18 protein-coding genes are annotated in these 24323 nt (G+C 66.9%); 8 read left to right on the top strand and 10 right to left on the bottom strand.

Features of this window, described 5'->3' with window-relative positions:
• Positions 1–3 precede the first annotated feature (3 nt).
• Both AC3WUT_RS06345 and AC3WUT_RS06350 read right to left on the bottom strand, forming a co-directional pair.
• Positions 4–1305, bottom strand: a complete 1302-nt coding sequence (locus AC3WUT_RS06345) for a UDP-N-acetylglucosamine 1-carboxyvinyltransferase (RefSeq protein ID WP_492346236.1) — start codon at positions 1303–1305, stop codon at positions 4–6.
• Between the two features lie 156 nt (positions 1306–1461).
• Positions 1462–2979, bottom strand: coding sequence for a class I adenylate-forming enzyme family protein (locus tag AC3WUT_RS06350; RefSeq protein ID WP_492346237.1), 1518 nt, complete (start codon positions 2977–2979; stop codon positions 1462–1464).
• Between the two features lie 252 nt (positions 2980–3231).
• Between AC3WUT_RS06350 and AC3WUT_RS06355 the strand changes: the two genes are divergently transcribed.
• Positions 3232–4608: a glycerophosphodiester phosphodiesterase family protein gene (locus tag AC3WUT_RS06355; RefSeq protein ID WP_492346238.1), complete on the top strand. Its 1377-nt coding sequence runs from the start codon at positions 3232–3234 to the stop codon at positions 4606–4608.
• Between the two features lie 15 nt (positions 4609–4623).
• Here the strand turns inward: AC3WUT_RS06355 and AC3WUT_RS06360 are convergent, their stop codons facing one another.
• Positions 4624–7182 carry a DEAD/DEAH box helicase gene (locus AC3WUT_RS06360; RefSeq protein WP_492346239.1) on the bottom strand — a complete coding sequence of 853 codons (2559 nt, stop codon included), beginning with the start codon at positions 7180–7182 and terminating at the stop codon, positions 4624–4626.
• Between the two features lie 85 nt (positions 7183–7267).
• On the opposite strand from AC3WUT_RS06360, the gene cobT reads away from it, so the two are divergent.
• Positions 7268–8356 carry a nicotinate-nucleotide--dimethylbenzimidazole phosphoribosyltransferase gene (cobT, locus tag AC3WUT_RS06365; protein WP_492346240.1) on the top strand — a complete coding sequence of 363 codons (1089 nt, stop codon included), beginning with the start codon at positions 7268–7270 and terminating at the stop codon, positions 8354–8356.
• A 15-nt stretch (positions 8357–8371) separates the two neighbouring features.
• Here the strand turns inward: cobT and AC3WUT_RS06370 are convergent, their stop codons facing one another.
• Complete coding sequence (locus tag AC3WUT_RS06370; RefSeq protein WP_492346241.1) at positions 8372–9505, bottom strand: GGDEF domain-containing protein; 1134 nt, start codon at positions 9503–9505, stop codon at positions 8372–8374.
• Between the two features lie 265 nt (positions 9506–9770).
• Here AC3WUT_RS06370 and AC3WUT_RS06375 point away from each other — a divergent pair, with 265 nt between their 5' ends.
• The 3 genes from AC3WUT_RS06375 to AC3WUT_RS06385 are packed head-to-tail and all read left to right on the top strand — an operon-like array spanning position 9771 to position 13050.
• Positions 9771–10937: a CaiB/BaiF CoA transferase family protein gene (locus AC3WUT_RS06375; RefSeq protein ID WP_492346242.1), complete on the top strand. Its 1167-nt coding sequence runs from the start codon at positions 9771–9773 to the stop codon at positions 10935–10937.
• Between the two features lie 44 nt (positions 10938–10981).
• Positions 10982–11977 (top strand): tripartite tricarboxylate transporter substrate binding protein, encoded by a 996-nt coding sequence (locus tag AC3WUT_RS06380; protein ID WP_492346243.1) that lies wholly within the window; start codon positions 10982–10984, stop codon positions 11975–11977.
• Positions 11977–13050, top strand: coding sequence for an AraC family transcriptional regulator (locus AC3WUT_RS06385; protein WP_492346244.1), 1074 nt, complete (start codon positions 11977–11979; stop codon positions 13048–13050). Before AC3WUT_RS06380 ends, AC3WUT_RS06385 begins: the two co-directional genes overlap by 1 nt.
• A 36-nt stretch (positions 13051–13086) precedes the next feature.
• Here AC3WUT_RS06385 and AC3WUT_RS06390 read toward each other — a convergent pair whose 3' ends face one another.
• The 3 genes from AC3WUT_RS06390 to AC3WUT_RS06400 are packed head-to-tail and all read right to left on the bottom strand — an operon-like array spanning position 13087 to position 16099.
• Entirely contained in the window at positions 13087–14067 is a 981-nt protein-coding gene (locus AC3WUT_RS06390; RefSeq protein WP_492346245.1) for a Bug family tripartite tricarboxylate transporter substrate binding protein, read from the bottom strand.
• Positions 14064–14981: an N-formylglutamate amidohydrolase gene (locus AC3WUT_RS06395; RefSeq protein WP_492346246.1), complete on the bottom strand. Its 918-nt coding sequence runs from the start codon at positions 14979–14981 to the stop codon at positions 14064–14066. The genes AC3WUT_RS06390 and AC3WUT_RS06395 overlap by 4 nt, the downstream gene beginning before the upstream one ends.
• A gap of 14 nt (positions 14982–14995) precedes the next feature.
• Positions 14996–16099, bottom strand: coding sequence for a porin (locus AC3WUT_RS06400; RefSeq protein WP_492346247.1), 1104 nt, complete (start codon positions 16097–16099; stop codon positions 14996–14998).
• A 152-nt stretch (positions 16100–16251) separates the two neighbouring features.
• On the opposite strand from AC3WUT_RS06400, the gene AC3WUT_RS06405 reads away from it, so the two are divergent.
• A complete protein-coding gene (locus AC3WUT_RS06405) occupies positions 16252–17028 on the top strand; it encodes an IclR family transcriptional regulator (RefSeq protein WP_492346248.1) in 777 nt (258 codons plus the stop codon).
• A 55-nt stretch (positions 17029–17083) separates the two neighbouring features.
• Here the strand turns inward: AC3WUT_RS06405 and AC3WUT_RS06410 are convergent, their stop codons facing one another.
• From AC3WUT_RS06410 to AC3WUT_RS06420, 3 genes are all read right to left on the bottom strand, one after another.
• Positions 17084–18388, bottom strand: a complete 1305-nt coding sequence (locus AC3WUT_RS06410) for a serine hydrolase domain-containing protein (RefSeq protein ID WP_492346249.1) — start codon at positions 18386–18388, stop codon at positions 17084–17086.
• 52 nt (positions 18389–18440) lie between these two features.
• Complete coding sequence (locus AC3WUT_RS06415) at positions 18441–19943, bottom strand: Fic family protein (protein WP_492346250.1); 1503 nt, start codon at positions 19941–19943, stop codon at positions 18441–18443.
• Positions 19944–20152: 209 nt separating this feature from the next.
• The gene (locus AC3WUT_RS06420) at positions 20153–20788 is read right to left on the bottom strand and encodes an NAD(P)H-dependent oxidoreductase (protein WP_492346251.1); all 636 of its coding nucleotides are present in this window, start codon (positions 20786–20788) and stop codon (positions 20153–20155) included.
• A gap of 302 nt (positions 20789–21090) precedes the next feature.
• Here AC3WUT_RS06420 and AC3WUT_RS06425 point away from each other — a divergent pair, with 302 nt between their 5' ends.
• Both AC3WUT_RS06425 and AC3WUT_RS06430 read left to right on the top strand, forming a co-directional pair.
• A complete protein-coding gene (locus AC3WUT_RS06425; RefSeq protein WP_492346252.1) occupies positions 21091–22971 on the top strand; it encodes a methyl-accepting chemotaxis protein in 1881 nt (626 codons plus the stop codon).
• A 225-nt stretch (positions 22972–23196) separates the two neighbouring features.
• Positions 23197–24219 carry a tripartite tricarboxylate transporter substrate-binding protein gene (locus tag AC3WUT_RS06430; RefSeq protein WP_492346253.1) on the top strand — a complete coding sequence of 341 codons (1023 nt, stop codon included), beginning with the start codon at positions 23197–23199 and terminating at the stop codon, positions 24217–24219.
• Positions 24220–24323: the final 104 nt, after the last annotated feature.

Raw genomic sequence — 24323 nt, forward strand, 5'->3', positions numbered from 1 at the left:
CGGTCACTCTTCGTTCTGCCAGTCCACCTGCACCCCCAGGCTGCGCAGGTTTTCCACAAAATGCGGGTGGGCGCGGCGGATCGGGGTGGCGTTGCGGATCTCCGAGCGGCCCTCGATGCTGGCCGCCACCATGAACAGGGCAATCGCCACCCGGATGATGTAGGGGCTTTCGACCACCGCCGGGCTCAGGGGTTTGCCCCCAAAGGTGATCAGGCGGTGCGGATCGGACGAAAACACATGGGCGCCGAACTTGGACAGCTCGCCGGTCCAGCCCAGGGCCCCGTCGTAGACCTTGTTCCAGAACATGGTGTTTCCCTGGGCTCGCACGCCCAGGGCAATGAAGATGGGCAGCAGATCGACCGGAAAGTAAGGCCAGGGCGCGGCCTCGACCTTGGTCAGCACATTGCTGGTGAACGGGGTCTGCACGCGCAACTCACCGGGCACGCTGGCGCGTGACCAGCCGTCTTCGTGCGTGATCTTGACGCCAAACTTGGCAAAGGTGCGGTCGATCAGCGGAAAGTTGTCCGGCGCGCTGTTGCGTACCACCACGTCGCCGCCGGTGATCGCCCCCAGGGCCAGGAAGGTGGTGATCTCGTGAAAGTCTTCGTCAAAGCGGAACTCGCCACCGCCCAGGCGGGCGCCGCCATGCACCGTGATGCGTGAGGTACCCAGGCCTTCGATCGGCACGCCCAGCATCTGCATGAACCGGCAGAACTCCTGCACATGGGGCTCGGAGGCCGCATTGGTCAGGGTCGAGGTGCCCTCGGCCACCGCAGCGCACAGCACGAAGTTCTCGGTGGTGGTGACCGACGCGTAATCCAGCCAGTGCTGGGTCGGCCGCAGCCGGCCCGGGCTGTGCACCAGCAGCGAGCCTTCGGCCCGCTCGACCCGGCCGCCAAACTGCTGGAACACCTCGACATGGGGGTCGATCTCGCGCACGCCCAGGGTGCAACCCTTCACGTTGTCTTCGAGTCGGGCCACGCCAAAGCGTGCCAGCAGGGGCGGCACCAGCATGATGGACGAGCGCATTTCCTCGGGCAGGTGATGGCGCGTCGGGTCGAAACAGGTGTTCTGGTGGTGCAGTTCCAGCACACCACTCGCGTGGTCCATGCTCACTTCGCTGCCCAGGGTGCGGAAGATGTCCAGGATCTTGCGCACGTCGGTGATGTCGGGCACCCCCAGCAACTTCAGGGGTTGGTCGCTGAGCAGGGTGGCGCACAGCACCGGCAGCACGGCGTTCTTGTTGGCAGAGGGGATGATGCGGCCGCGAAGGGGGGTGCCGCCGTGCACGATGAGATTGGACATGGTCTGGGGAAACTGAAGCGAAATACGCCCATTGGCGTTGCAAAGCCCTGGCAATGTACCAGCCGCAGCCCCCTGGCTGCCGCTGGTGGCCTGAAACGCCGGGTCCTGACCGGGGTTGTCGTGATGGTTTGCACGCTCAGCCCAGTCCCGCTGACCTCAGTGAATCGGGCTTCTGAGCAGGTGCTTCATGATTTTGCCCGTGGGCGTGCGGGGCAGTTCGGGCCTGAATTCGTAATATCGTGGGATTTTGTAACGGGCCAGCCGGGGGGCGAGGAAGGTGCTGAGTTCTTCGGCGCTGGCCTGCAAGCCCTCGCGCAGCACCAGCACGGCGCACACCGTTTCGCCCCATTCAGGGTGGGGCCGACCGATGACGGCCACGTCCAGCAGCGCCGGGTGGGGCCCCAGGGCGTCTTCGACCTCCTTGGAGTAAACGTTTTCGCCTCCGGTGATGATCATGTCCTTGGCTCGGTCGGCGATGAACAGAAAGCCGTCCTCATCGGCCCGCGCCAGGTCGCCTGTGCGGTACCAGCCGTCCGGCGTGAAGGCCTGCACGCTGGCCTCCGGGTCGTTCAGATAGCCTTTCATCATGGCTTCGGTGCGGAACTGGATCTCGCCCACACCGCCGGTGGGCACGGGCTGGCCGTCCAGGTCCACCAGGCGCATCTGCACCCCGGTGGTGGTGGCACGACCGATCGAGCCGGCCTTGGCCAGGGCGTGTTCGGGGTACAGGGCGGTGCCCAACGGGCCGGTCTCGGTCATGCCATACACCTGCACGAAATTCTCGGTGCCATAGGCCTCGATCAGGCGCAAGGCCATGTCCCGCCCCAGGGGCCCACCGCCGTAGATCCAGCGGCGCATGCTGGACAGGTCGCGGGCGCGCAGATCCGGCACCCCATTCAAAGGTGCCAGCAGGGCCACCGGGGCGGCAAAGGTCATGGTGATCTTCTCGGCTTCAATGGCCTCGATGAAGGCCTGGGGCTGGTACTCGCGCAGCAGCACCACGGTGCCGCCCACGGCCAGGGTGCCCAGGGTCCAGTTGTTGAGCGGCGAGGCATGCCAGATCGGCATCGCCACCAGCATGCGGGTGTCGTTGCCGATGCCGATGCTGGCCGCGCAGGCCAGCGCCTGCTGGAACACGGTGTGGTGGGTGTGCAGGCAACCTTTGGGCTTGCCGGTGGTGCCCGAGGTGTACAGGATCTCGGCCAGGTGGTCGCCCGACAGGGGGGCGTTGTCGGCATCGGGCAGTGGCTGGGCGGCGGCCAGCAGGGTGTCGAAGCAGGGCAGGCCGGGGTGGGGGGTGTCGGTGCTCAGGGCCATGACCGGTTGGTCCAACCGCTCCAGCACGCCGGCCAGGCTGCCATCGATGAGGCACAGGCGCGCCTGGCAGTGCCCCAGGATGTGGGCCAGTTCGGGCGCGGCCAGCTTGTGGTTGACAGGCACCACGCTGGCCCCCAGGCGCCAGGCGCCGTAGGCCGCCTGCAGAAAGCCCGGCGTGTTGCGGCACATCAGGGCGACGCAGTCACCCGGCTGCACGCCCAGGTCCTTCAGAACACGGGCCGCCTGGCGTGTCTGTTGCACAAAGTCCGAGTAAGGCGTGCCGCGATGCTGGTAGCGGATGGCAGCGTGCCCGGGAAAGCTGCGCGCCGTGGCGTGCAGCAGGGTGATCAGGTCCATGGTGTGTCTCCGTCGGGTGGGGCTTTGAAAGCGATCCAGTCTAGGTTTCGCGCCACTCCGAGGTGTCCGGATCCAGTTCGGCCGCGATCATCGGTGGCGGGGTCTGGTTTGTCGGGGAGGGCGGCTGGATGGCCTGCCCGGGCTGTTCAGGTTTGCAGCCAATTTTTCACACGCTGTTGACCGGGGCTTTACATCGCCCTGTCACAGCTCGGCTCCAGCATGGTGTTTTGTCCACGGAGCGAGGAAAACACCATGAAAAATGCATCCCTTCAGACACGCCGCGTGCGAACCGGCTTCACCTTGAGCCTGTTGGTTGGCTTGATGGGCCTGTCGGCCTGCGGCGGTGGCAGCGACCTGCACGTCTACACCACCCTCGATGGCACGCAGCCCCTGGTGATCGGCCACCGCGGCCTGCCCGGCCTGTACCCCGAAGAAACCCAGCCCGCCTACGAAGGGGCCGCCGACGCGGGGGCCGACTCGCTGGAAGAAGACCTGCACCTCACCAAGGACTGCGTGCTGGTGGCGCGCCACAATCCCTGGCTGAGCGACAACACCAACATCAGCACCGTGGCCCAGACCAATGCCGTGGTGGCCGCGCGCAAGCGCACCGTGCCCGGTGTGCAGGTGCCCGTGACCTATTCGCTGGCTCAGTACGGCGGCCCCGCCACCTACCTGAGCGACCGCACCAGCAGCGACCCGAAGTCGGTGCTGAAGTCCCTGGTGGTGGATGGCGAGGACCACACCGGCGACTGGTCAATCACCGATTTCACGGTGGCCGAACTCAAGCAGTGGATCGGCGGCACCACCTACGATGCCCGCAACGAGCGCCCCACCGCCCTCAATGGCAAGTACCCCGTCCTGACCATGCAGGAGATCATCGACATCGCCAAGGCGAAGAGTGCCAGCACGGGCCGCACCCTCACGGTCTATCCCGAGGCCAAGAACCCCTACTGGAACAATGCCCAGGCCATGGCCAATGGCTGCGGCACCGGCACCCACCCGTTTGAAGACGCCATCGTCAAGCTGATCAAGGACAACAACCTGAACAGCAAGACCGCCCCGATCTTCGTGCAGTCGTTTGACCCGGCCAGCCTCAAGTACATGCGCTCGATCGGCCTGAACACCCGGGTCGTGCAGTTGATCGACGGCAACGACGTCAATTACAAGACGGGCGAGATGATCTATCAGACCAACGACGAGTACAACTTTGTCGACGGCCGCCCCTACAGCTGGACCGTCAACGGCGATGGCCGCTACTTCGGCAGCATGCTGACCCCCGCCGGCCTGGCCGAGATCAAGACCTATGCCGATGGCATCGGCCCCTGGAAGCCCCAGGTCATGGCCCTCAAGGTGTCCCCTTTCCCGACCACCACGGGCTACACCGGCTCGCTGGCCGATGTGAATTCGGTCACCCCGACCAGCCTGATCAACGACGCCCACTCGGCAGGCCTGTTCGTGCACGTCTACACCTTCCGCAACGAGCAGAAGTACCTGGCCGGCTTCTACAAGGGCGACCCGACCGCCGAGTACCTGACCTTCTACCGTGCTGGCGTGGACGGCGTGTTCTCCGACTTTGCCAACACGGCCTTTGCCGCGCGCACAGCGTTCCGCAAGGAACGCGGCTTGTGAGGGCCGGGCCGGCGTTCAGCCGGCTGAATCCTCGAGCGGCGCCAGCAAGCCTTCCAGCTCCGTCACGCTGAACTTGCCGGCCTCGGCCGGGTCGCTGCCCAGCAGGCTTTCGGCCAGTTGGGCCTTGCGCTGCTGCAGGATCAGCATGCGTTCTTCGATGCTGCCCTGCACCACCAGGCGGTAGACGAACACGCTCTGGGTCTGGCCGATGCGGTGGGCCCGGTCGGTGGCCTGCTGCTCGACAGCGGGGTTCCACCAGGGGTCGAGGTGGATCACGGTGTCGGCGGCGGTCAGGTTCAGGCCGGTGCCGCCGGCTTTGAGGCTGATCAGAAACACCGGCGCCTGCTGGGCCTGGAAGGCCTGGACCAGGCTCCCCCGCTCGCTCACCGGGGTGTCCCCGGTCAGGCGCAGCCAGCCGATGCCCTGGGCGTCCAGCAAGTCACCCACCCGGGCCAGCAAACCGGTGAACTGTGAAAACACCAGCACCCGCCGGCCTTCATCCACCAGCCCGGGCAGCAGGGTCTGCAGGTCTTCCAGTTTGGCGCCCAGCAGGTCGGCGGGCACGGGCAGGCCGGGCACCAGGTGCGGGTCGCAGCACACCTGGCGCAGCTTGAGCAGGGCATCCAGGAGGGTGATCTGCGAGCTGGCAAAGCCCTGGCGCTGCAGCACCCGCTGCAGCAGGTGGTCGGCCGCCACGCGCACGCTTTCGTAAAGCTCGCGCTGCACGCCCTGCAGCGTCACGTTGCGGGTGATCTCGATCTTGGGGGGCAGTTCGGTGGCCACCTGGTCCTTGCGTCGGCGCAGGATGAAGGGCCGCACGCGCGCAGCCAGCAGGCGGGCGCGCAGGGTCTCGCCGTTGACTTCGATGGGCTTGCGCCAGTGCTGCTGAAAATGCCGGGCCGTGCCCAGAAAGCCCGGCATCAGAAAGTCGAACAGCGACCACAGTTCGCCCAGGTGGTTTTCCAGCGGGGTGCCGGTCAGGCACAGGCGGTGTTCTGCCTGCAATTGGCGCAAGGCCCTGGCGCTGCGGCTGTCGGCGTTCTTGACCATCTGAGCCTCGTCCAGGACCACCCACTGCCAGGGTTGCTCACGCAAGGCCCGCACATCGCGCCAGGCCAGGGCATAGCTGGTCAGCACCACCTGGTACTGGCCCAGGTGGGCAAAGTGCTCGGTGCGCTCGCTGCCGTGCAGGGTCAGCACGCGTAACGCCGGGGCCAGGCGCTGCAGTTCGAGCTGCCAGTTGAAGATCAGCGACGCCGGCAGCACCACCAGGGCGGGGCGTTGCAGGCGGCCGGCCTGGTACTCCAGCAGCAGGTGGGCGATGGTCTGGGCCGTCTTGCCCAGGCCCATGTCGTCAGCCAGCACGCCATGCAGGCCCTGCTCGCGCAGGTACTGCAGCCAGGCCAGGCCTTGCAACTGGTAGGGGCGCAAGGACAGGGGCCAGCCCGCGGGCGCGGCCACCGGTGGCGGGCTGCCGGCCTGGCGCAGGCGCTGCACCCAGGGGCCCAGGGTGTCTTCACCCTGCACATGCCAGGGCACGGGGGCGGTCGCCGGTGCGGCGCCGCTGGCCTCCAGGGGGGCCCGCAGCTGTTCCAGGCGGGGCAGGTCCCACGCCTGCAGGCGCCAGGGGCCGGCCGCCTGGCGCGGGTCGCTCAGCAGGTCGAGCAGGGCGGCCACGATGGGCTTGAGGGTGCTGGCAGGGGCTTCCAGGCGCTTGCCGCCGGGCGCACGCAGGGCCACCACGCTCAGGTCATCGATGCCGCGCAGGCGCTCGGTGCTCAGCCAGCGGGCATCACGGCGCAACAGGTCGGCCAGGATGGGCCCCAGATCCAGGGTCTGGCCTTCGATCACCACGCCCAGGGTCATGAACCAGGCCCCGCTGCGCGCCGGCAGCCCCAGGGGGGCGGACTCAGGTGCCCGGGGGCCCAGGCGGCCGGCCACCTCGCGGCCCAGCAGCTCGCCGGTGTCGGGTTCGATCAGCAGGCGCCAGGCTTCCACCGGCACGCTCTGGTGGGCAAAGCCGGGTTTCACCACGATGCGCCAGCCAGCGGCTTGCAGCCGGGGCACCTCGTCGGCCCAGAAGTCGCCAAAGGCCTCCTCCTGCGGCAGTGACCACAGGCCCTGGGCGCGCTCATCCGTCCAGGCCTGTGCCTCGGCCTCGGGTGAACGCCATTGCAGTTGCTCGGCCTTCAAGGGGTGCAGGCCCAGCGTGCGCAGGCGATCGGTGGCCTGGGCTTCGGCCGCCAGATCGCGGTGCAGCAGCACGGCCTGACCGCTGGCGTCGCTCAGGCGTTCGGTGGGCAGGGGGCGCTGGCCCAGCACGCTGCGCGGGGCTGTGGTCTGCCAAAGAACCTGGTCATTCACCAGGTACAGCCAGTCGACCCAGGCCACCGTGACCTGTTCGCCACGAGGCCCGAACACGCCGTCGCGGCACAAGCCCAGCAGGCCGTCGCCGCGGCCCAGGGTCTGCAGCGTGAGGCAGGGCGTGAGCCGGCCCTGCACGGTGCGCAGGCCGGGGCGGCGCGGGATCGCGGAGGTGGGCAAGGCAGAAAATGAGGGCGGCAGCGCGGGCATGGCCGCCGATTGTCGCCTTGTCGGACCGCCGACCCCGGTCTGCCGGCGGAGGACAATGCGGGTTTTCGCCATTTTGAGTTGATCCATGTCCCTGGCCTCACCCTCGACCTTGCCCCTGATTCCTGCTGTGCCCGATCTGCACGATGCCGTCCTCAGCGCACGCCTGCAGCACCTGATCGATCACAAGACCAAGCCCCTGGGTGCCCTGGGACAGCTGGAGTCACTGGCCTTGCAATTGGGCCAGATCCTGGGCAGTGAGGCCCCGGCCCTGCGCCAGCCCCAGATGCTGGTGTGTGCGGGCGACCACGGCCTGGCGGCGCGTGGCGTCTCGGCCTACCCGGCGGACGTGACCTGGCAGATGGTCGAGAATTTTCTGGCCGGCGGCGCGGCCGTCAGCGTGCTGGCCCGCCAGCATGGCCTGGACCTGACCGTGGTCGATTGCGGCGTGTGCCGCGATTTCGCGCCCCGGCCCGAGCCGGCTGCCGGGGCGCCGCGCCTGCTGCTGCGCAAGGTGGCGCCGGGCACGGCCGACGCGGTCGAGGGGCCTGCCATGACCGCCGCCCAATGCGAACAGGCGCTGCGCCAGGGCCGTGAGGTGCTGGCGGGCCTGCCCGGCAACACCTTGCTGCTGGGCGAGATGGGCATTGGCAACACCTCGTCGGCCTCTTTGCTGCTGGCCTGGGCCACGGGCCGGCCCGTCGCCGAATGCACAGGCCGTGGCACCGGGCTGGACGAGCCCGGCGTGGCCCGCAAGGTGGCCGTGCTGGAGCAGGTGATGGCGCGCCATGCCGACATCGGCCGCCATGAACCCCTGCGGGCCCTGGCTGCTTTCGGTGGCTTCGAGGTGGTGACCCTGGTCGGCGCCGTGCTTCAGGCGGCGGCCGAGCGCCGGGTGGTGGTGGTCGACGGTTTCATCACCACCGCCGCGGTGCTGCTGGCCTGCGAATTGGCCCCCGCCGTGCGCCAGCGTTGCGTGTTCGCCCATCAATCGGGTGAACGCGGCCATGCCCTGATGCTGCAGCAATTGAAAGCCGAACCCTTGCTGAGCCTGGGCCTGCGTCTGGGCGAGGGTTCGGGCGCGGCCCTGGCCTGGCCGCTGCTGGATTCGGCCTGCCGGGTGCTGGCCGAAATGGCCAGTTTTGAGTCGGCCGGCGTGTCGCAACAGCAGGGCTGATCTCGGCCCGCCCGGTCAACCCTGGCGCACGCCGTTGCGGCCTTCGTTCTTGGCCTGGTACAGCGCCTTGTCGGCACGGGCCAGCAAAGCGTCGATGGATTCGCCGGGCTCGACGGCCGTGGCCACCCCGATGCTCACGGTGCAGCCCAGCGCGGGCGGTGCCGGCTGGGCCTGGCGCACCCGTTCGGCCACCGCCAGCGCGGTGGCCGCGTCAGTGCCGGGCAGCAGCACCAGAAACTCTTCGCCACCGTAGCGGCCCAGCAGGTCGGTCTGGCGCAGCATGCGCCGGGTGCGGGCCGTGAAATCGACCAAGGCAGCGTCGCCTTGCTGGTGACCAAACTGGTCGTTGATGGCCTTGAAATGATCCAGGTCCAGCATCATCAGCGAGACCGGGTCGCCATGGCGACGCAGCCGGGCCAGCGCCTCTTCGGCGCGTTGCAGCACGGCGCGCCGGGTCAATGTCTGGGTCAGGGTGTCGTGGCTGGCCAGGTGTTCGAACTCGATGCGCAGACGCTCGGTGGCACACAGCACCGAGCCCACGGTCAGCATCAGGATGGACACCGCATTGCCCGACAAGTAGGCCAGTTGCATCAGGCCGGGCTCCATCAGGCCTTCTCCCGCGTGCCCCAGAAAGACGCTGATCAGGCGAGCCCCCAGAATGGCGCTTTGCAGGCCCAGCACCAGCACCACCACGGTCTGGCTGAAGCTGACGGGCTGGCGCATCATGAAGCGCATCTGGGTCAGGAACAGGGCCCCCATCACGCTGGTGAACAGGGCCAGGCGCACGTCGTACGAGGGGGTCACCCAGGTGAACCAGATCATCAGCGGCAGGCAGGCCAGCACCGTCAGGGTCCAGCCTTTCCAGCGGGCCTCGCCGGTGAAGAAAAACTGATTGCCCACGTGGTAGGCCAGCACGCCGCCCATCAGCATCTCGTTGGCCAGCACCACCGTGAACAACTCCGGCAGGTGACCCCGCAGGCCGAACAGCACGGTGCTGCCACACCACAGCAGGGGGGCACTGGCCAGCAGGCCCAGCCCTCGTCGCAGGTGGCGTGGGTAGCTGCGGCGCATGAAGATCAGCACCAGCGACATCAGCAGGGCCAGCAGGCCCGACAGCATCATGATCGACCGGGCGTCGAGTGCAGACAAAGGGTGGCTTTCTGGCAGATCAAGGGTGTGGCGCCCGGTCAAGCCCTTGGGCGACAGGCGGTTCGCATCTCAGTATACGAAGCCTTTACACGGGTGGCGGGGTTCAAATCTGCTGGTTTTCCCGGCTTTGTCGCTTGGTTGGCGCACTGAACATTCCGGCCAATGGCTTTGATCTTGCCGGCCATTGCGGGGGGCAGGCAGGGCTGCCTAGACTGGCCCGGTCCTTCACCCACCCGCCGCCATGACTCCGACCCATGCTCCTCCCGTGACCTCTGCCAGCCCGGCCCAGGCTGCCCCCTTGGCGGGCGTGCGCGTGCTCGACCTGACCCGCCTGTTGCCTGGGCCTCTGTGCACCCAGCATCTGGCCGATCTGGGTGCCGAGGTGATCAAGATCGAAGACACCGGGGCGGGCGACTATGCAGCGCGGGCCGTGCGCGATCTCGTCAATCGCAACAAGCAGGGCCTGTGTCTGGACTTGAAACAGCCCGCCGGCCTGGCCGTGTTGCTGCGCCTGGTGCGTGAGGCCGATGTGCTGGTCGAGGGCTTTCGCCCGGGGGTGATGGAGCGCCTGGGCGCTGGCTACGCGGTGCTGGCCGCCATCAACCCGCGCCTGGTCTACTGCAGTGTGACCGGCTATGGCCAGACGGGCCCGCTGCGCGATGCAGCAGGCCATGACCTCAACTATGCCGGCCTGAGCGGCGTGGCCGACCAGATCGGGCAAGCGGGGCAGCCACCCGCTTTGTCCAACGTGCCGGTGGCTGATCTGCTCGGGGGCAGCATGACGGCGGTCATGGGCATCCTGGCGGCCCTGTTCGATGCCCAGCGCACGGGCTTGGGGCGTCATGTCGACATCGCCGTTGCTGATGGGGTGCTGGCCCATGCCGTGTTGCCGCTGGCGGCGGTCAACACCCAGGGGCACACCAGTCCGGTGGGGCAGGGCAAGCTGACCGGGGCCTTGCCCTGCTACGCGGTGTACACAGCGGGCTGTGGCGGCTACCTGGCCGTGGCGGCCCTTGAAAAGAAGTTCTGGGACCGGTTCTGCCAGCACATCGGCCGGCCTGACTGGCAGGCCCGCCACCAGCCGGACACGCCGGCCGGTTGCGCGCAGATGCGGGCCGAGTTGCAGGCCGTGATCGGCGCCCAGCCCCTGGCCTGGTGGGCCGACCACCTGGCGGGCGTGGATTGCTGCGTCACCCCCATCCTGAAACTGGAGGAGGCGCTGGAGCACCCGCAGTTCCAGGCCCGCGGCATGGTGCTGCAGCTAGCCGATGGGCAGCGCCAACTGGCCTGCCCGGTGCGCATGAGCGGCTTCGAATTTGCCCTGAGGCAGCCGGCCCCCCGGCCCGGCGAGCACACCGACCCGGTGCTGGCGCAGGCCGGCTACAACGCGGACGAAATCCAGGCCCTGCGGGCCCGGCGGGCGGTGGCCTGAGCCTGCTCACGGATGCTCATGATCAAAACCAAGGAGACAAAACCATGAAGACAGGATTCTGGAAAGCGCTGGCGCGCCCATGGGCGTGCCTGGGGGCGGGCCTGGCCCTGCTGATGTCGTTGGCCGTGGCCCCGACGCTGCAGGCGGCCGAGGCCTTTCCCACCAAGCCCATCACGCTGATCCTGCCCTTTCCGCCCGGCGGGGCCACGGACGTGCAGTTGCGGGCGCTGGCCTTGGCCGCCCAGCGCGAGCTGGGCCAGCCCATCGTCATCGTCAACCGCCCCGGCGTGGGCGGCACCCTGGGGCCGGCTGCCATGGCCCAGAGCGCGGCACCCGATGGCTACACCATTTCGTTGATCGCGGCCACGCTGTTCCGCCTGCCCCACCTCATGAAGGTCAGCTACGACCCGGTGGCCGATTTCAGCTACCTGATCTGCCTGACCGGCTACACCAACGGCCTGCTGGTGCGCCAGGACGCGCCCTGGAAGACCGTGCAGGATCTGCTGGCCGATGCGCGCAAGCAGCCCGGCGCCATCAGCTTTGGCAGCACGGGGCGTGGCAGCAGCGGCCACATCGCGATGGAGCGCCTGGCCCGGGCCGCCGGGGTGCAGTTCAATTTCATTCCCTACAAAGGCATGGCCGAAGAGACCGCGGCCCTGTTGGGCGGTCATCTGATGGTCATCTCGGACCCGGGCTGGGGCGCACTGGCTGAGTCGGGCAAGGCCCGGGTGCTGGCCACGCTGGGCGAGGCACGCCTCAAGCGTTGGCCCGAGGTGCCGACCTTGCGCGAGTTGGGCTTTGACCTGGTGGTCAATTCACCGATTGGCCTGGCCGGGCCCAAGGGCATGGACCCGAAGGTGGTCAAGGTGCTGCACGACGCTTTTCGCAAGGCCATGGCCGACCCGGCTTTCAACCGCGCCCTGGAGCAGAACGACCAGGTGCCGCTGTACCTGAGTGCCGAGGATTACAGCCGCTACGCGGCCGAGCAGACGGCCCGCGAGAAGGTGTTTGTGCAGGAACTGGGCCTTAAACTCGACTGATGCCATCGACCGAGGTGACCCGACACACCATTGCCATCCTGCAGGTGAGCCAGATCCTGCAGGGGGTGCGCGGCCGCGGTGTCGATGTGCAGGCCCTGCTTCGCCGCGCCGGCATTGTGCCGGCGCTGCTCGATTCACCGCTGTCGCGTGTCACCCAGGCCCAGTACGCGGCACTGATCAAACTGCTGAGCCGCCACACCCGCGATGAACTGTGGGGCCTGTGCAGCCAGGCGGTGCCGCTGGGACACTTTGCCCAGATGTGCCGCCTGCTGGTGCAGTGCCGAACGCTCGGTGAGGCCTTGCGCGCCGGCTTGGCCTACTACCACCGCGTGCTGCCCGACTTCGTGCCCCGCCTGGTGGTGCACGAGGGCCAGGCCCAGATGCGCCTGGTGGGGCGCTGCGAACGGGCGGTCGAGCGCGGTTACGCTGATCGAACCTTCTGCTTCTTCACCTATGGGCTGGCCTCGTGGCTGGTGGCGCGCCGCATCCCGGTGCTGGAGGTCATGTACCGGCCCATCGACCAGGGTTACAGCAGCGATGCCGGGCGATTGTTTCAAGCCCCGGTGGTGTACGACCACCCCTGGGTGGGTTTTTGCTTCGAAGCCCGCTGGCTGGACCTGCCGGTGGTGCAGACGCCGCAAAGCCTGCAGGAGTTCTTGCACCAGGCGCCCGCCAGCCTGCTGATCCGCTACCGCGACCAGACCAGCCTGAGCGAGCGCATCCGCCGCCTGTTGCGGCGCCATCTGGCGGGCGAGATGCCCTCGCTCGAGTTTGTCTCCGATTACCTGGCCATGACCCCGCAGACCCTGCGCCGGCGGCTGCGCGACGAGGGGTTGGGCTACCAGGCCATCAAGGACGACCTGCGCCGCGATGCGGCCATCGAGTACCTGGGCCAGCCCGAGCTGACCCTGCTGGACATTGCCAACCGCCTTGGCTTTTCGGAGGCCAGTACCTTTCACCGCGCCTTCAAGGGCTGGACCGGTCTGGCTCCGGGCGTCTACCGGCAGACCCTGTTGCGACCGCCTCCCCCGGCAGTGGCCCTGGGCACCGCCATGACGGCCCTGCCGCACTGAGGGCTCAGCCGGCAGCGCTGAGTCGGGCCCCAGGCTTCACTCGGGGCGGATGCCGCTGCGACGGATCACCTCGCGCCATTTCTCGGCATCGCGCCGGATGTAGGCCGCCAGCGACTCGGCGCTGCCCGGGCTGGGCTCGGCCCCCTGGGATTTCAGCTGACGCGCCACCCCGGGGTCGCTCAGGCTGGCCTGCAAGGCCTGGTTGATCTGTTGGACCAGCGCCTTGGGGGTCTTGGCGGGCGCGAACAGCCCGTACCAGATCTCGTAGTCGAGCCCGTTCACGCCCAGCTCGGTGAAGGTGGGCACCTGCGGCAGGCTGGCATGGCGCCGCGGTGCGGCCACGGCCAGCGGCTGCAACTTGCCCACCTGGATGTACTGGATCACGCTGGGAATGGCGTTGATGCCCACCTGCACATGACCCGCGACCAGGTCGTTGACCGAGGGCGCGCCGCCCTTGTAGGGAATGTTGACCAGCCGCGTCCCGGTGGCCTGCTGAAAAGCCTCCATGGCGAGGTGGTTGGGGCTGCCCACGCCGCCCGAGCTGTAGTTGAGCTCGTCGGGCTTGCGCTTCAGAAGGCTCAGCAGATCACCCAATGACTTCACCCCCAGCGAGGGTGTGGCGGTGAACACCGGGGTGTTGGTCAGCACCATGCCCACCGGGGTGAGGTCGCGCTCGGGTTGGTAGGCCAGGCGGGTCTTGATCATGGGCTCGGTCACGATGTGCGAGCCCGCTCCCAGGATCAGGGTGTAGCCATCGGCCGGGGCCGAAGCCACCGACTGAAAGCCCGGTGCGCCGGGCTTGTTGTCGATGATGACGGGCTGCTTCCATTGCTCGGCCAGCCGGGTGGCGATCACGCGCATGGCCGTGTCAGCCGCCGCCCCGGCCGGAAAGGGCAGCACGATGTGCACCGGCTTGTCGGGGTAGGCGGCCAGGGCACCGGTGCCGACCAGGCTCAGGGCCAGGCCACAGGCCAGGGCGTGCAGGCGGTTCAGAAGGGGGCGGATGGCTTTTTTCATGGGGTCTCCGTGGGAGCGCTTGTGGGCTTCAGCGGGGTTTGCAGCAGGTCATTCAGTTCACCGGACAGGCTGTCCAGCATGTGGCGCAAGGCCTGCACCAGCAGGCCATGGCCCGGCGTGAGGGTGCACAGGGTCTCGTCCATGTAGAGGGCCCGGTTGAGTTCGATCTGCAGGCTGTGGCAGTGCCGGGCGGGCTGGCCATGGCGGCGGATCAGTTCGGCCCCTTCGTAGGGGTCGTTGATGGACACGCAGAGGCCTTGGGCACGCAGGCCTGCCGCCACGGCCTGGGTCACTGCGGGCGCGGCGCTGTGGCCGTGCAGGTCGCTCACCACCACATCGGGCCGGGCCCGCCCGGCGTCGTGGTTCATCGCGTTGCCCACCGATTTCATGGAGTGGCAATCCAGATGCAGGCAATGGCCAAAGCGCTGGCGCGTGTCGTCGATCAGCGCCGCCAGGGTGGCATGGTAGGGGTCGTAGCAGGTGCTGATCCGTCGTTCGACCTCGCTCACGGCCAGGGCCTGGTGGTACATCGGCACCCCGGGCAGGGCCAGGCGGCGGATCAGGCCAAACCCGCGCTCGGACTTGTCGCTGGGTGCCAGCGGGCCGGGCCAGGGGGCGTCCAGCATCGCGGGGTCGATGTCGTCGCGGGCTCGATTGGCATCGATCAGCGAGCGGTGAAAGCGAGCTGACAGCACGGGCGCCCGCCCATTCACCGCCTGGGCCCAGAGGGCGTCCACGTGGGCGTCCCAGGAGGTCCGGATGGCGGCCCAGGGGGCCAGGGTCGCGACCTCCGCCGGCCAGTGGGGCCAGCTGTGCGGAGAGTCGATCACCAAGGGCAGGTGCGGCGCGTCGGGCCGCGCTGGCAGCAGATCGCAGGCCGGCGACGGGCCCGATTTCAGGGGCAGCAGGTTCAAGTTCAGCTCCGGCTTCAGAAACGATGCAGCATGCCCACGCCAATGCCGGTGGCCTGGCTGTTGGGCAGATGGCTGTTGCTCACGTCGCGGTCAACAAACACATACAGGGTGCTGCGCGCACTCAGGCTGTGGCTGTAGTCGGCCTGGAACTTCCTGAGTTTGCCGGCCGGGTCGGTCTGCACGTCGCGCTGCATGAGGTTGGCCGTGACCCGATGCACCCCAAAGGGCACGGTGGCCCCGATCAGCCACACCTTGACGGCCGAGCGGGCGCCCGGCGCGGCATTGAACTGCTCTTGGCTCAACAGCGCATAGGTCTTGAAGCTCGGGGCTTCGTAGCTGGCCACGGCCTGGGTCTTGTTCTTGAAATCGTTGGCCAGGAAGCCCCCCTTTTTCTCATCCCAGCCGTAGCCCGTGCCCAGTCCCCAGGGGCCATTCTTGTAGTTGAGCGCAACCTGGTATTGCTTGAAATCATCAGGCGATTTCAGAGCCGGGTTGGTCGTGGGGTTGGTGGCATCGGGCCCTGCCAGGTTGACCCGCGCCACCGCATGGAAGCCGCTGGCATCGGGCGTCTTGTAGGTGATCGCGTTGGACACCCGGTTGTTGCCGTTCAGGATCCGCGTGCCGATGGCCACCACCCCGGCGTCGTGCACGATCCAGCGCAGGTTGCGCGCCGCCTGCGAGTACAGCGGCGAGCCGGTGGGGGTGTCCGAGTCGAGCCGACCCATGTTCAATGTGCCCCAGGGCCCGCGCAGACCCACGTAGGCGTTGCGCATCGGTGGCGACACCAGGCTTCCGTTGGGCGCGTTGATGCCGAATTCGATGCCAAACACCGCTTGCTGGCCCGCGCCCAGGTCTTCCACCCCCCGAAAGCCCAGCCGTGAGGTGTTGTCAGACATCTGGGTGCGGTGGGCGCCGGCCGTGCCGTAGCCCACATTCGACTTGGCGCCGGCCTGCACGGTCTCCACACTCAGGTCCATGCGCCCGTACAGGCTCAGGCTGCTGCGGGGGCGGGGGCTGTCGGTCTCCGGGGTGTCGTCGGCGGCACAGGCCGCTGAGCCCAGCACCAGCCACGCAGCGGCGCCAGCCAGGGTCAGCAGATGGGAAGAAGGGTTCTTCATGGGGTGTTTGTTTCGTTGGTTGAAATGATGTGCCGGCGATGGATATCCTATGTTTTAGATGGCCATGAATACAGAGATAAATCCCGTTTGGTGATAGATTGCCGGATAGTTTTTCAACCAGTGAAACATATGAACGAAGGCAGGCAGGCGCCATGACAACTGACTACACCGTCTCTGCTGTTGACGAAGCGGTGGCCTTGCTGCTGCTGGTGGCCCAGAACCCGGGGCTGGGCGTGAGCGAACTGGCCCAGCGCTCGGGCAACACCAAGGCTCGCACCTTTCGTCTGCTGTTCACCCTGGAGCAACGGCGCCTGGTCACCCGCCTGGGCAAAAGCCCCACCTACCACCTGGATGTGCAGGCCCTGTACCTGGGCGTGGCCGCCCAGGAGCAGATCGACCTGGTGGGGCTGACCCGGCCCCACCTGCTGGCGCTGGGCGGTGAGTGTGGCGAGAACGTGCAGCTGCGGGTGCGTGACGGGCTGGACTCGGTGTGCATCGACCGCTGGCAGCGGGCCTGTGATCAGCCCATTCGAAGCCAGGCCGGCAGTCGGCGCCGGCTGCATGCCGGTGCCTCGTGCAAGCTGCTGCTGGCCTATGCGCCGGACGAGGTGCGGCAGGCCTTGTTTTCAAGCGAGCTGCCGCGCTACACCCCCCAGACCCTGACCCACCGCAGCCGGCTGACCCAGGAGATCAGTCGCATCCATGCCGAGGGCTATAGTGTTTCGATGGGTGAAATAACCCCTGGCTTCGGGGCCTTGGCTGCCCCGGTTCGGGGCAAGAGCGGCCAGGTTCTGGCCGCCCTGAGCATCACCGGACCTGCCGAGCGCCTGCAGGCCGGCCAGGCGCAGTTGGTGGCCCAGTTGTGCGGTGCGGCACGGCGCATGTCGCTTGCCCTGGCGGGCGAGGCCGGGCCCGGGGCAGCTGCCTGAGGGTGTGGCGTGGGCACCGCCACGTCTTGGGGCCGGTGTCGGTTCAGGGGGCGGTTCAGGTGCGCATCAAGGCCTCGGCCACCGCTGCAAAGGCGGGCAGGGTGATCGGGTCGTTGCCCACGCCGCTGGCCACCGGGTGCGAGCCGGTGCGCACGATCACCATCTCGGCCCTCGGGTCGATGTAGATGCATTGACCGTGCACGCCGCGCGCCATGTAGGCGCCATGGGCGTTGTGGCTGACCCACCACATGCTGCGGTAAGACCAGCCCGGCAGCGTGGCGCGATAGCCCTCGGCCTGGGCAAAGTGGCTGCGCTGGCCGCCGGCCTCGATGTCGGCCACCACCGCCTCGGGCAGCACCTGGTGGCCGTTGAAGCGACCCCGCAGGCGCATCATCTCGCCAAAGCGGGCCAGGTCGCGCACGGTGGCACACATGCCTCCGCCGCCAAAGGCCGCACCGGTGGCGTCCAGCGAGATGGCCGCATCGTGCGCCGTGCCCAGCGGCTGCCACAGCTGTTGCGAGATCTGCTCGGCCAGGCGTTGACCCTGCAGGCGCTCCAGCAGCCAGCCCAGCACCTGGGTGTTGACGGTCTTGTAGGCAAAGGCCGTGCCGTGCTCGCCCTGCTGGCGCAGGGTGGCCAGGAACTCGCCATAGCTGCGCGGGCCGGCATAGCCTTCGGGCCGCGGCAGCAGGCCGCCGGCGCGCGAGAAGTCCCAGATGCCGGCCTTCGGGTCGGCATAGTCTTCGGAATAGGCCAGCCCGGTCAGCATGTCCATGACCTGGCGCACGCTGGCGCTGCCGTAGGCACTGGCGCGCAGTTCGGGCAGCAGTTCGGCCACGGGTTGTTGGGGGTCGAGCCGGCCGTGGTGGACGGCCAGGGCGGCCAGCGTGCCGACAAAGGATTTGGTGACCGAGAACAGCGCGTGGCCACGCTCCGGCGCGCCCTCGCCAAAGTAATCCTCCTGCACCACGCGGCCCTGGTGCAGCACCAGGATGCCGTCGTAGTAGGTGCGCAGCAGGGCGTCGCGCCAACTCATCGATTCGCCGTGCATCGAGCTGAAGCGCAAGTCATGCAGGTCGTCGCGCAGCGCCAGCGGCAGCGCGCTGGGGGCCCCTGGCGTCCGATCGATGGCCACGGTGGGCACCAACTCGCGCAGGTGGTTCAGGCTCCAGCGCAGTTCCGGAAAGCGGAGAAAGCTGCCGTCGTCAAAACGGACCATCTTGTCGGCCGGCGGTGGTGAGCCCTGCATCCAGCCCAGGGTGCGCGGGTCGCTGGCGTGGGCGTCGGGCCACGGGGGTGGCGGGGGGGACGGGGTCGTGGGGTTGGTCGGTATGGTCAAAGGCGCGGCAAATTCGGGCATGGGCGGAATCCTTCAGGGCGTATTTCATTGTCAAGGCCTGTCCTGTCTCGCTTCAGGGGAGGCTTCCCGGGGGCGTGCTGCGCAGCACGGGCAGGAGTGCAGCAACCAGTGCATCGGCGGTGGTCTCATCGGCCAGAGCGGGGAATTCCTTGGCGAGTTTATGAGAGACCTTGCCAGCGTTGTCACGCACCGAGCGGATGATCCGGTCGATGTCGGCGTCAGGGCCTTCGATCACCTGTTTCACTTGGTCCCGGGCCAGCCTGAGCTGACGCAGATGGCCGGCCTCCTTGTGCATTTCCACCTCCAGGGTGGTGCGCACGATGTCTGCCAGGTATTCGACGTGGTCGGTGAGGTCGGGGTAGCGCCAGGCGCTCAGGGCATCCTCATAGGCCTCGAATTCCAGGTTGTAGCGGACGCCGTCTTCGGCCTGCTGTTCGCGACTCAACTGCCAGGCTTCGCCATAGCGGCGCATGAAGGGGCGCGAGAACACCTCAAGGACCTGGTCGTAACCCCGGCGTTTGATCACTGAGCTGTTGATCGTGGCGGAAACCGGAAGAATGAAGGGGGCGGGTATGGCGCCATCGCGTCGCAACACGTCATTGATCAGAAAGCGCGATATGCGGCCATTGCCATCCGACATGGGATGGATGTAGACGAAGCCGAAAGACAGCACCGCCGCCCGCACCAGCGCGCCCGCGCCGAGGGTGCGGGTAGCGCAGTCGCGCAAGCCGCACAGCAGTTGGGGAGCGGCCTCCCAGTGGGGGGCGATGTAGTGAACAAGCTCGTGAAAGCCATCAACCTCGCCCACAAACACCGCCGATCGTCGTAAACCGTAGCGTGTTGCACGCGGCCCGAGGATTTCGGACTGCAGCGCAGTCAGGGAGGTCTCTGACAGAGGGTCCTCATACTGGCCGCACCAGCGCTCCATGGCGGCAGCAAAGCGTCGCACGCGATCGACATGCTGTTCTTCGTGTTCGATCGCAAAACTGGCCCGGCTTTCCTTGATGGTGAGCCAGACGGCACTGCGTTGCAGAAGGTCAGCGCCAAACGCCATCTCCAGTTCGTCCAGGCGCTTGGCGCAGGGGTAGCTTTCTGCTTGCTGAACGGCGGCTGTGCGCCGTACCAGAGGGCAGAAGTGACGTGTGCCGGGCAAGTTGTCACGCACGCGCCACCGCATGTTGTTGGTCGCTGATGTGGAGGTCAGGTACTGCGATTCGTCCATCGCGGTGACATAGTTGCCCACGGTCACGCCTGAAAAATCAAGTGTCCGGCCGGTCAGGAGCTCGTAGAAGAAGCCGGCACGGCGCGCATACTGCCCCGTCGGTTCGAGGGCAATCCAGGCTTCGAGATCGGTCGCTGGCAGGCGCTGGAACAGACGTGCCAGAAACTCCAGATGCAAGCCCTCATGTTTGAAAGCAAAGGTGAGGTGTCCAGCCAGGGTCTCGGCCGGGCGGGCGCTGGCGGGGTATTGTTCGTGAACGAAGCCGCCTTCGCGCACGGTCGACCGCGACTTGGCAATCACGCTGACCGTGCGCAGGGGCTGGACCGTTTTCACGCCATACCGCTCTGCCAACCAACCGTAGCCCATCACGTCTGGCATATAAAAATCGGGCGTTCACCCAAAAATCGATTAAATCTTTGAGATTCTGATTACTTTTGGAGTGAAAGCCAATTTTTTGATTAGAAGCCGAGCCCCAAAGCCAACGGCCCGTGACCACCACAGGGGCGGGCACGGGCCGTTGGCTCACAGGCGGGACGCGGTGCTTACTTCACTTCGCTCACGAACTGGGGGTTCGGGCGGCGCACCTTCTTCAGGTTGACCAGCCAGTCCTTGTCCTCTTCGCGGTAGCCCAGGGGCAGAATGATCACGCTGCGCAGGCCCTTGGCGCGCAGGCCCAGGATCTCGTCGAGCGCGGCGGGGTCGAAGCCTTCCATGGGGGTGGCGTCCACACCTTCGGCGGCGGCGGCGATCAGCGCGGTGCCCAGGCCGATGTAGGCCTGGCGGGCGGCGTGCTGGTAGTTGGTTTCGGCGTCACGGCCGGGGTACATGGCCAGCAGCTTGGCACGGTAGGCTTCCCAGCCTTCGTTCTTGAAGCCACGTTCGTCATTGGTCAGGTCGAACATGTGGTTGATGCGCTCAGCCGTGTAGTTGTCCCAGGCCGCAAACACGATCAGGTGCGAGCCGTCGGTGACCTGGCCCTGGTTCCAGGCAATGGCCTTGATCTTCTCGCGCACTTCGGGGTTGGTCACCACGATCAGCTCGTAGGGCTGCAGGCCACTGGAGGTGGCGGTCAGGCGCACGGCTTCGATGATGCTGTCGACCTTGTCCTGGGGGACGGCCTTTTGCGGGTTCATCTTCTTGGTGGCATAGCGCCACTTGAGCAAATCGTTCAGGTTCATGGTGTTGACTCAGAGAAAGGTTGGGAGGTGTTTTGACCCGGCGGTCCGTCACCGGCGCCGGGCGTGCGTTGCATTCTGCCACCCGCCGAAATTTCTTGCTTAGAACGCAATATTTTCGGTAATCGAAGGCTACTTGTTGTGTTTAGTCACCTAAGTGACCGGGTGATCTCGCGAGCTTCTGCGTCGTGAACAGCCCCCAGAGCGATGGGCCGCGAATCCCGATTGAGTCGGCAGGCGATGTACGTTATTGTCATCAGCAGCCGTACGTATGTCACGAAAACTCACAAATTAGAGGTGATGCCATGCTCAAAACCCTTCGTGCCCGTTTGATTGCCATCTGCGTGGCGATCACCGTGGTCTCCTTGCTGGTCTTGACACTGGCGACCTTGTTGGTGGTTCAGCGTGACACAGGGGCCAGTCTGGACGATCGCCTGCATCAACTGACCCAGACCCATGCCAACGAGTTGACCGAATGGGTGAGAGAAAAGCAGCGCATCACCGGCTCTCTCAAAACCGCGGTTGGGCAGGCCGAGCCTGTGCCGTTTCTGTTGGCTGCCAAACAGGCGGGTGCTTTTGATGACACCTACTTCGTTTACGACGACAAGCGAAATGTGTTCGCCCACCCGATGCCCGACACCTACGATGGCACGGCACGGCCCTGGTACAAGCAGGCGGTGCAGGTGGGTGGGCCGGCCTTGACACCGGCCTATGTCGATGTGAGCACCGGCAAACTCACGATCAGTTTTGTCGAACCGGTGGGCCCCAAGGGCAAACCGCTTGCCGTGGTGGGGACCGACATGCACCTGGACACCGTGGCCCGCAAGATCATGGAGATCCACCCCATCCCCAACAGCTTTGCATTCTTGCTCGATGGCGAGGGCAAGGTGCTGGCGTACTCCAAACCCGACACCATCCTCAAGCCGGCGTCGGCCATCGCTGCGGGTCTGGAGCTGCCGATGCTCTCGGCCCTGAGTGATCAGGGGGGCCACAGCGTGGTGGAGATCAATGGCGCCAGCCAGATGCTTTACGCCGCCAAGGTCAAGGACACCCCCTGGTTGCTCGCCATCGCCATCGACCAGGCTGACGCCACCCGCCCGGTGCGTAACCTGATCATGGTGGCCGCCGGCATGGCCTTGTTGTGTGTGCTGGTGTCGATCGCCTTGTTGACCGGCGCGGTCCAGCGCCTGTTGCGCCGGCTGGGCCTGGTCGAGGGGGCCTTGCGGGACATCGCGTCGGGCGAGGGCGATCTGACCCGGCGCCTGGCGGCCGAGGGTGACGATGAACTGGCCAACATCGGCCGGTCCTTCAATCAATTCGTCGACAAGATTGCCCATGTGTTGTTGCGCATCCGCGATTCATCGGAATCCGTGCGGGTGGCCACCCGTGAGATCGCCAGTGGCAACCATGACCTGTCGGCGCGCACCGAACAGCAGGCGGGTTCCTTGGAAGAGACGGCGGCAGCCATGGAGCAGCTCACCGCCACCGTGCAGCAGAACGCCGAGAACGCCCAACAGGCCAATGTGCTTGCCAGCGGCGCGTCCGAGGTGGCTTCTCGGGCCAGCTCGGTGGTGGGTGAGGTCGTGAACACGATGCAGGGCATCGAGCATTCGGCCCGCAAGATTTCCGACATCATTGGCGTGATCGATGGCATCGCGTTCCAGACCAACATCCTGGCGTTGAACGCGGCGGTTGAAGCCGCCCGGGCGGGCGAACAGGGGCGCGGCTTTGCGGTCGTGGCGTCCGAGGTCCGCACCCTGGCCCAGCGCAGTGCCACCGCTGCCAAGGAGATCAAGGAATTGATCGGTGAATCCGTGTCGCAGGTCGACAAGGGCAGCCGGCTGGTTCAGCAGGCTGGGGCCACCATGGACGATGTGGTCAAGAGCGTGCAGCGCGTGACCTCCATCGTGGGCGAGATCACCCTGGCCAGCCAGGAGCAGAGCACCGGCATCGCCGAGATCGGCAGCGCCATCACCCTGATGGATCAGGCGACCCAGCAGAACGCAGCCCTGGTCGAGCAGGCCACCGCCGCCGCGCAGTCCTTGCAGCAGCAGGCGGTTGAGCTGGCCGATGCGGTGGCTGGTTTTGTGCTGGACGACGGCGGGGCCCGACCCTACGCCGGGGCGGGCCGGGCGTCCGCACCGGCGCTGGCACGCGACGCCCACCAGACGCCCAGGCTGCGCTGACGGGGGCTCCTGGCATCAGGTTGCGGTGCTCATGGGCGGCGCCTGGGTGGGCCTTGGCACGCTTGTCAGGCCTTCGGTCGATTCAGGACCCCAGCTTCGGCTGTCTTTGACACTCGGGCAGTACCGCTGCACGGTGGCTTTCTAAGCTGGCCCGGCGTGGCTGATTGACGACCGCCGATGCCCGGCGGTGCCACACCAGCTGCGTTTCACGCAGGAGAGCACCCCATGTCTTTTTCCCATCGTCGCGCGCTGCTGCGCATGCTGGCCTTGTCTGCTGCGCCAGTCGGGTTGCAGGCCCGCGCGGCTGAGACCGTCACGGCCCGTTCCGACGCAAGGCGGAGTCCCCTGGCCGTCCCGGGCAAGCCCGTGCGCCTGATCGTGCCGTTTGCGCCCGGTGGAGGCGCAGATAACCTGGCCCGAAGCCTGGGCCCGCAATTGTCAGCGCTTTGGCAAAGTCCCGTGATGGTGGACAACCGCCCCGGTGCCAGCGGCATTCTGGGGCTTGATGCGGCCAGCAAGGCATTGCCAGATGGGCATACCGCCGTGATGGCCATCGCCTCTCTGAGCATCCTGCCAGCGCTTTACCCCAAACTGCCCTTCGACATTGAGCGTGATCTGACCCCGGTGTCTCTGGTGGGGCGTACCCCCCTGGTGTGGGTGACTCTGCCTCGACCCGACGTCGTGCCCACTCTGGCGGGCTTCGTGAATTGGGCGCAGGGCCGGCGCGGCCGTGACAGCTATGGCAATTTCGGCGCTGGCACCACCTCGCACCTGCTGGCCGAGCAGTTCAAGTTGGCGACCCACCTCGATCTGGTGGCTGTGGCCTACAAGGGGGCGGGCCCCTTGTTGCAAGACCTGCTGGGGGGCGTGGTGGTGGGGGGCTTCATCGATGTGACCACCTGCCTGCCCCACGTCACGAGCGGGCGTCTGCAGGCCCTGGCCATCACCGGGCGCGAGCGCGACCCGGCCTTGCCTCAAGTGCCCACGCTGGCCGAGTGCGGTTACCCGGGCTTCGATGCGAGCGGTTGGTACGCTGTGTTCTTGCCCAAGGCGAGCGCCGCCGAGCGAGCCGAGGCCTGGGCGGCCGATCTGAGACGTGTGATCCTGGCCCCCAATCTCGCTGCACGCCTGAGCACCCTGGGTATTCAATCGGTGGGCAGTACCCCGGCCGAACTGGCGGCCACGCTGCGCAGCGATTCCGCACATTGGGCGCAGGTGGCCCGAGCGGCCAACGTCAGCCTGCACTGATCTTTTCTGCCAATCAAATTGGCTCAATCGGCGATTGGCCTGTCCTCCTGAAATGCGCAAACTGAAGGCCTGAATCTGCTCGAAGAGGCGGGTCGGATCGTCAA

The sequence above is a fragment of the Curvibacter sp. EU05-FHT14A10 genome, assembly GCF_058791075.1.

What these genes read in the sequence shown, in the direction of transcription:
- AC3WUT_RS06385 (WP_492346244.1), top strand. Translation starts at nt 11,977, where the DNA reads ATGCCATCGACCGAGGTGACCCGACACACCATTGCCATCCTGCAGGTG.
- AC3WUT_RS06405 (WP_492346248.1), top strand. Translation starts at nt 16,252, where the DNA reads ATGACAACTGACTACACCGTCTCTGCTGTTGACGAAGCGGTGGCCTTG.
- AC3WUT_RS06345 (WP_492346236.1), bottom strand. Translation starts at nt 1,305, where the DNA reads ATGTCCAATCTCATCGTGCACGGCGGCACCCCCCTTCGCGGCCGCATC.
- AC3WUT_RS06420 (WP_492346251.1), bottom strand. Translation starts at nt 20,788, where the DNA reads ATGAACCTGAACGATTTGCTCAAGTGGCGCTATGCCACCAAGAAGATG.
- AC3WUT_RS06390 (WP_492346245.1), bottom strand. Translation starts at nt 14,067, where the DNA reads ATGAAAAAAGCCATCCGCCCCCTTCTGAACCGCCTGCACGCCCTGGCC.
- AC3WUT_RS06350 (WP_492346237.1), bottom strand. Translation starts at nt 2,979, where the DNA reads ATGGACCTGATCACCCTGCTGCACGCCACGGCGCGCAGCTTTCCCGGG.
- AC3WUT_RS06430 (WP_492346253.1), top strand. Translation starts at nt 23,197, where the DNA reads ATGTCTTTTTCCCATCGTCGCGCGCTGCTGCGCATGCTGGCCTTGTCT.
- AC3WUT_RS06400 (WP_492346247.1), bottom strand. Translation starts at nt 16,099, where the DNA reads ATGAAGAACCCTTCTTCCCATCTGCTGACCCTGGCTGGCGCCGCTGCG.
- AC3WUT_RS06425 (WP_492346252.1), top strand. Translation starts at nt 21,091, where the DNA reads ATGCTCAAAACCCTTCGTGCCCGTTTGATTGCCATCTGCGTGGCGATC.
- cobT (WP_492346240.1), top strand. Translation starts at nt 7,268, where the DNA reads ATGTCCCTGGCCTCACCCTCGACCTTGCCCCTGATTCCTGCTGTGCCC.
- AC3WUT_RS06360 (WP_492346239.1), bottom strand. Translation starts at nt 7,182, where the DNA reads ATGCCCGCGCTGCCGCCCTCATTTTCTGCCTTGCCCACCTCCGCGATC.
- AC3WUT_RS06380 (WP_492346243.1), top strand. Translation starts at nt 10,982, where the DNA reads ATGAAGACAGGATTCTGGAAAGCGCTGGCGCGCCCATGGGCGTGCCTG.
- AC3WUT_RS06410 (WP_492346249.1), bottom strand. Translation starts at nt 18,388, where the DNA reads ATGCCCGAATTTGCCGCGCCTTTGACCATACCGACCAACCCCACGACC.
- AC3WUT_RS06355 (WP_492346238.1), top strand. Translation starts at nt 3,232, where the DNA reads ATGAAAAATGCATCCCTTCAGACACGCCGCGTGCGAACCGGCTTCACC.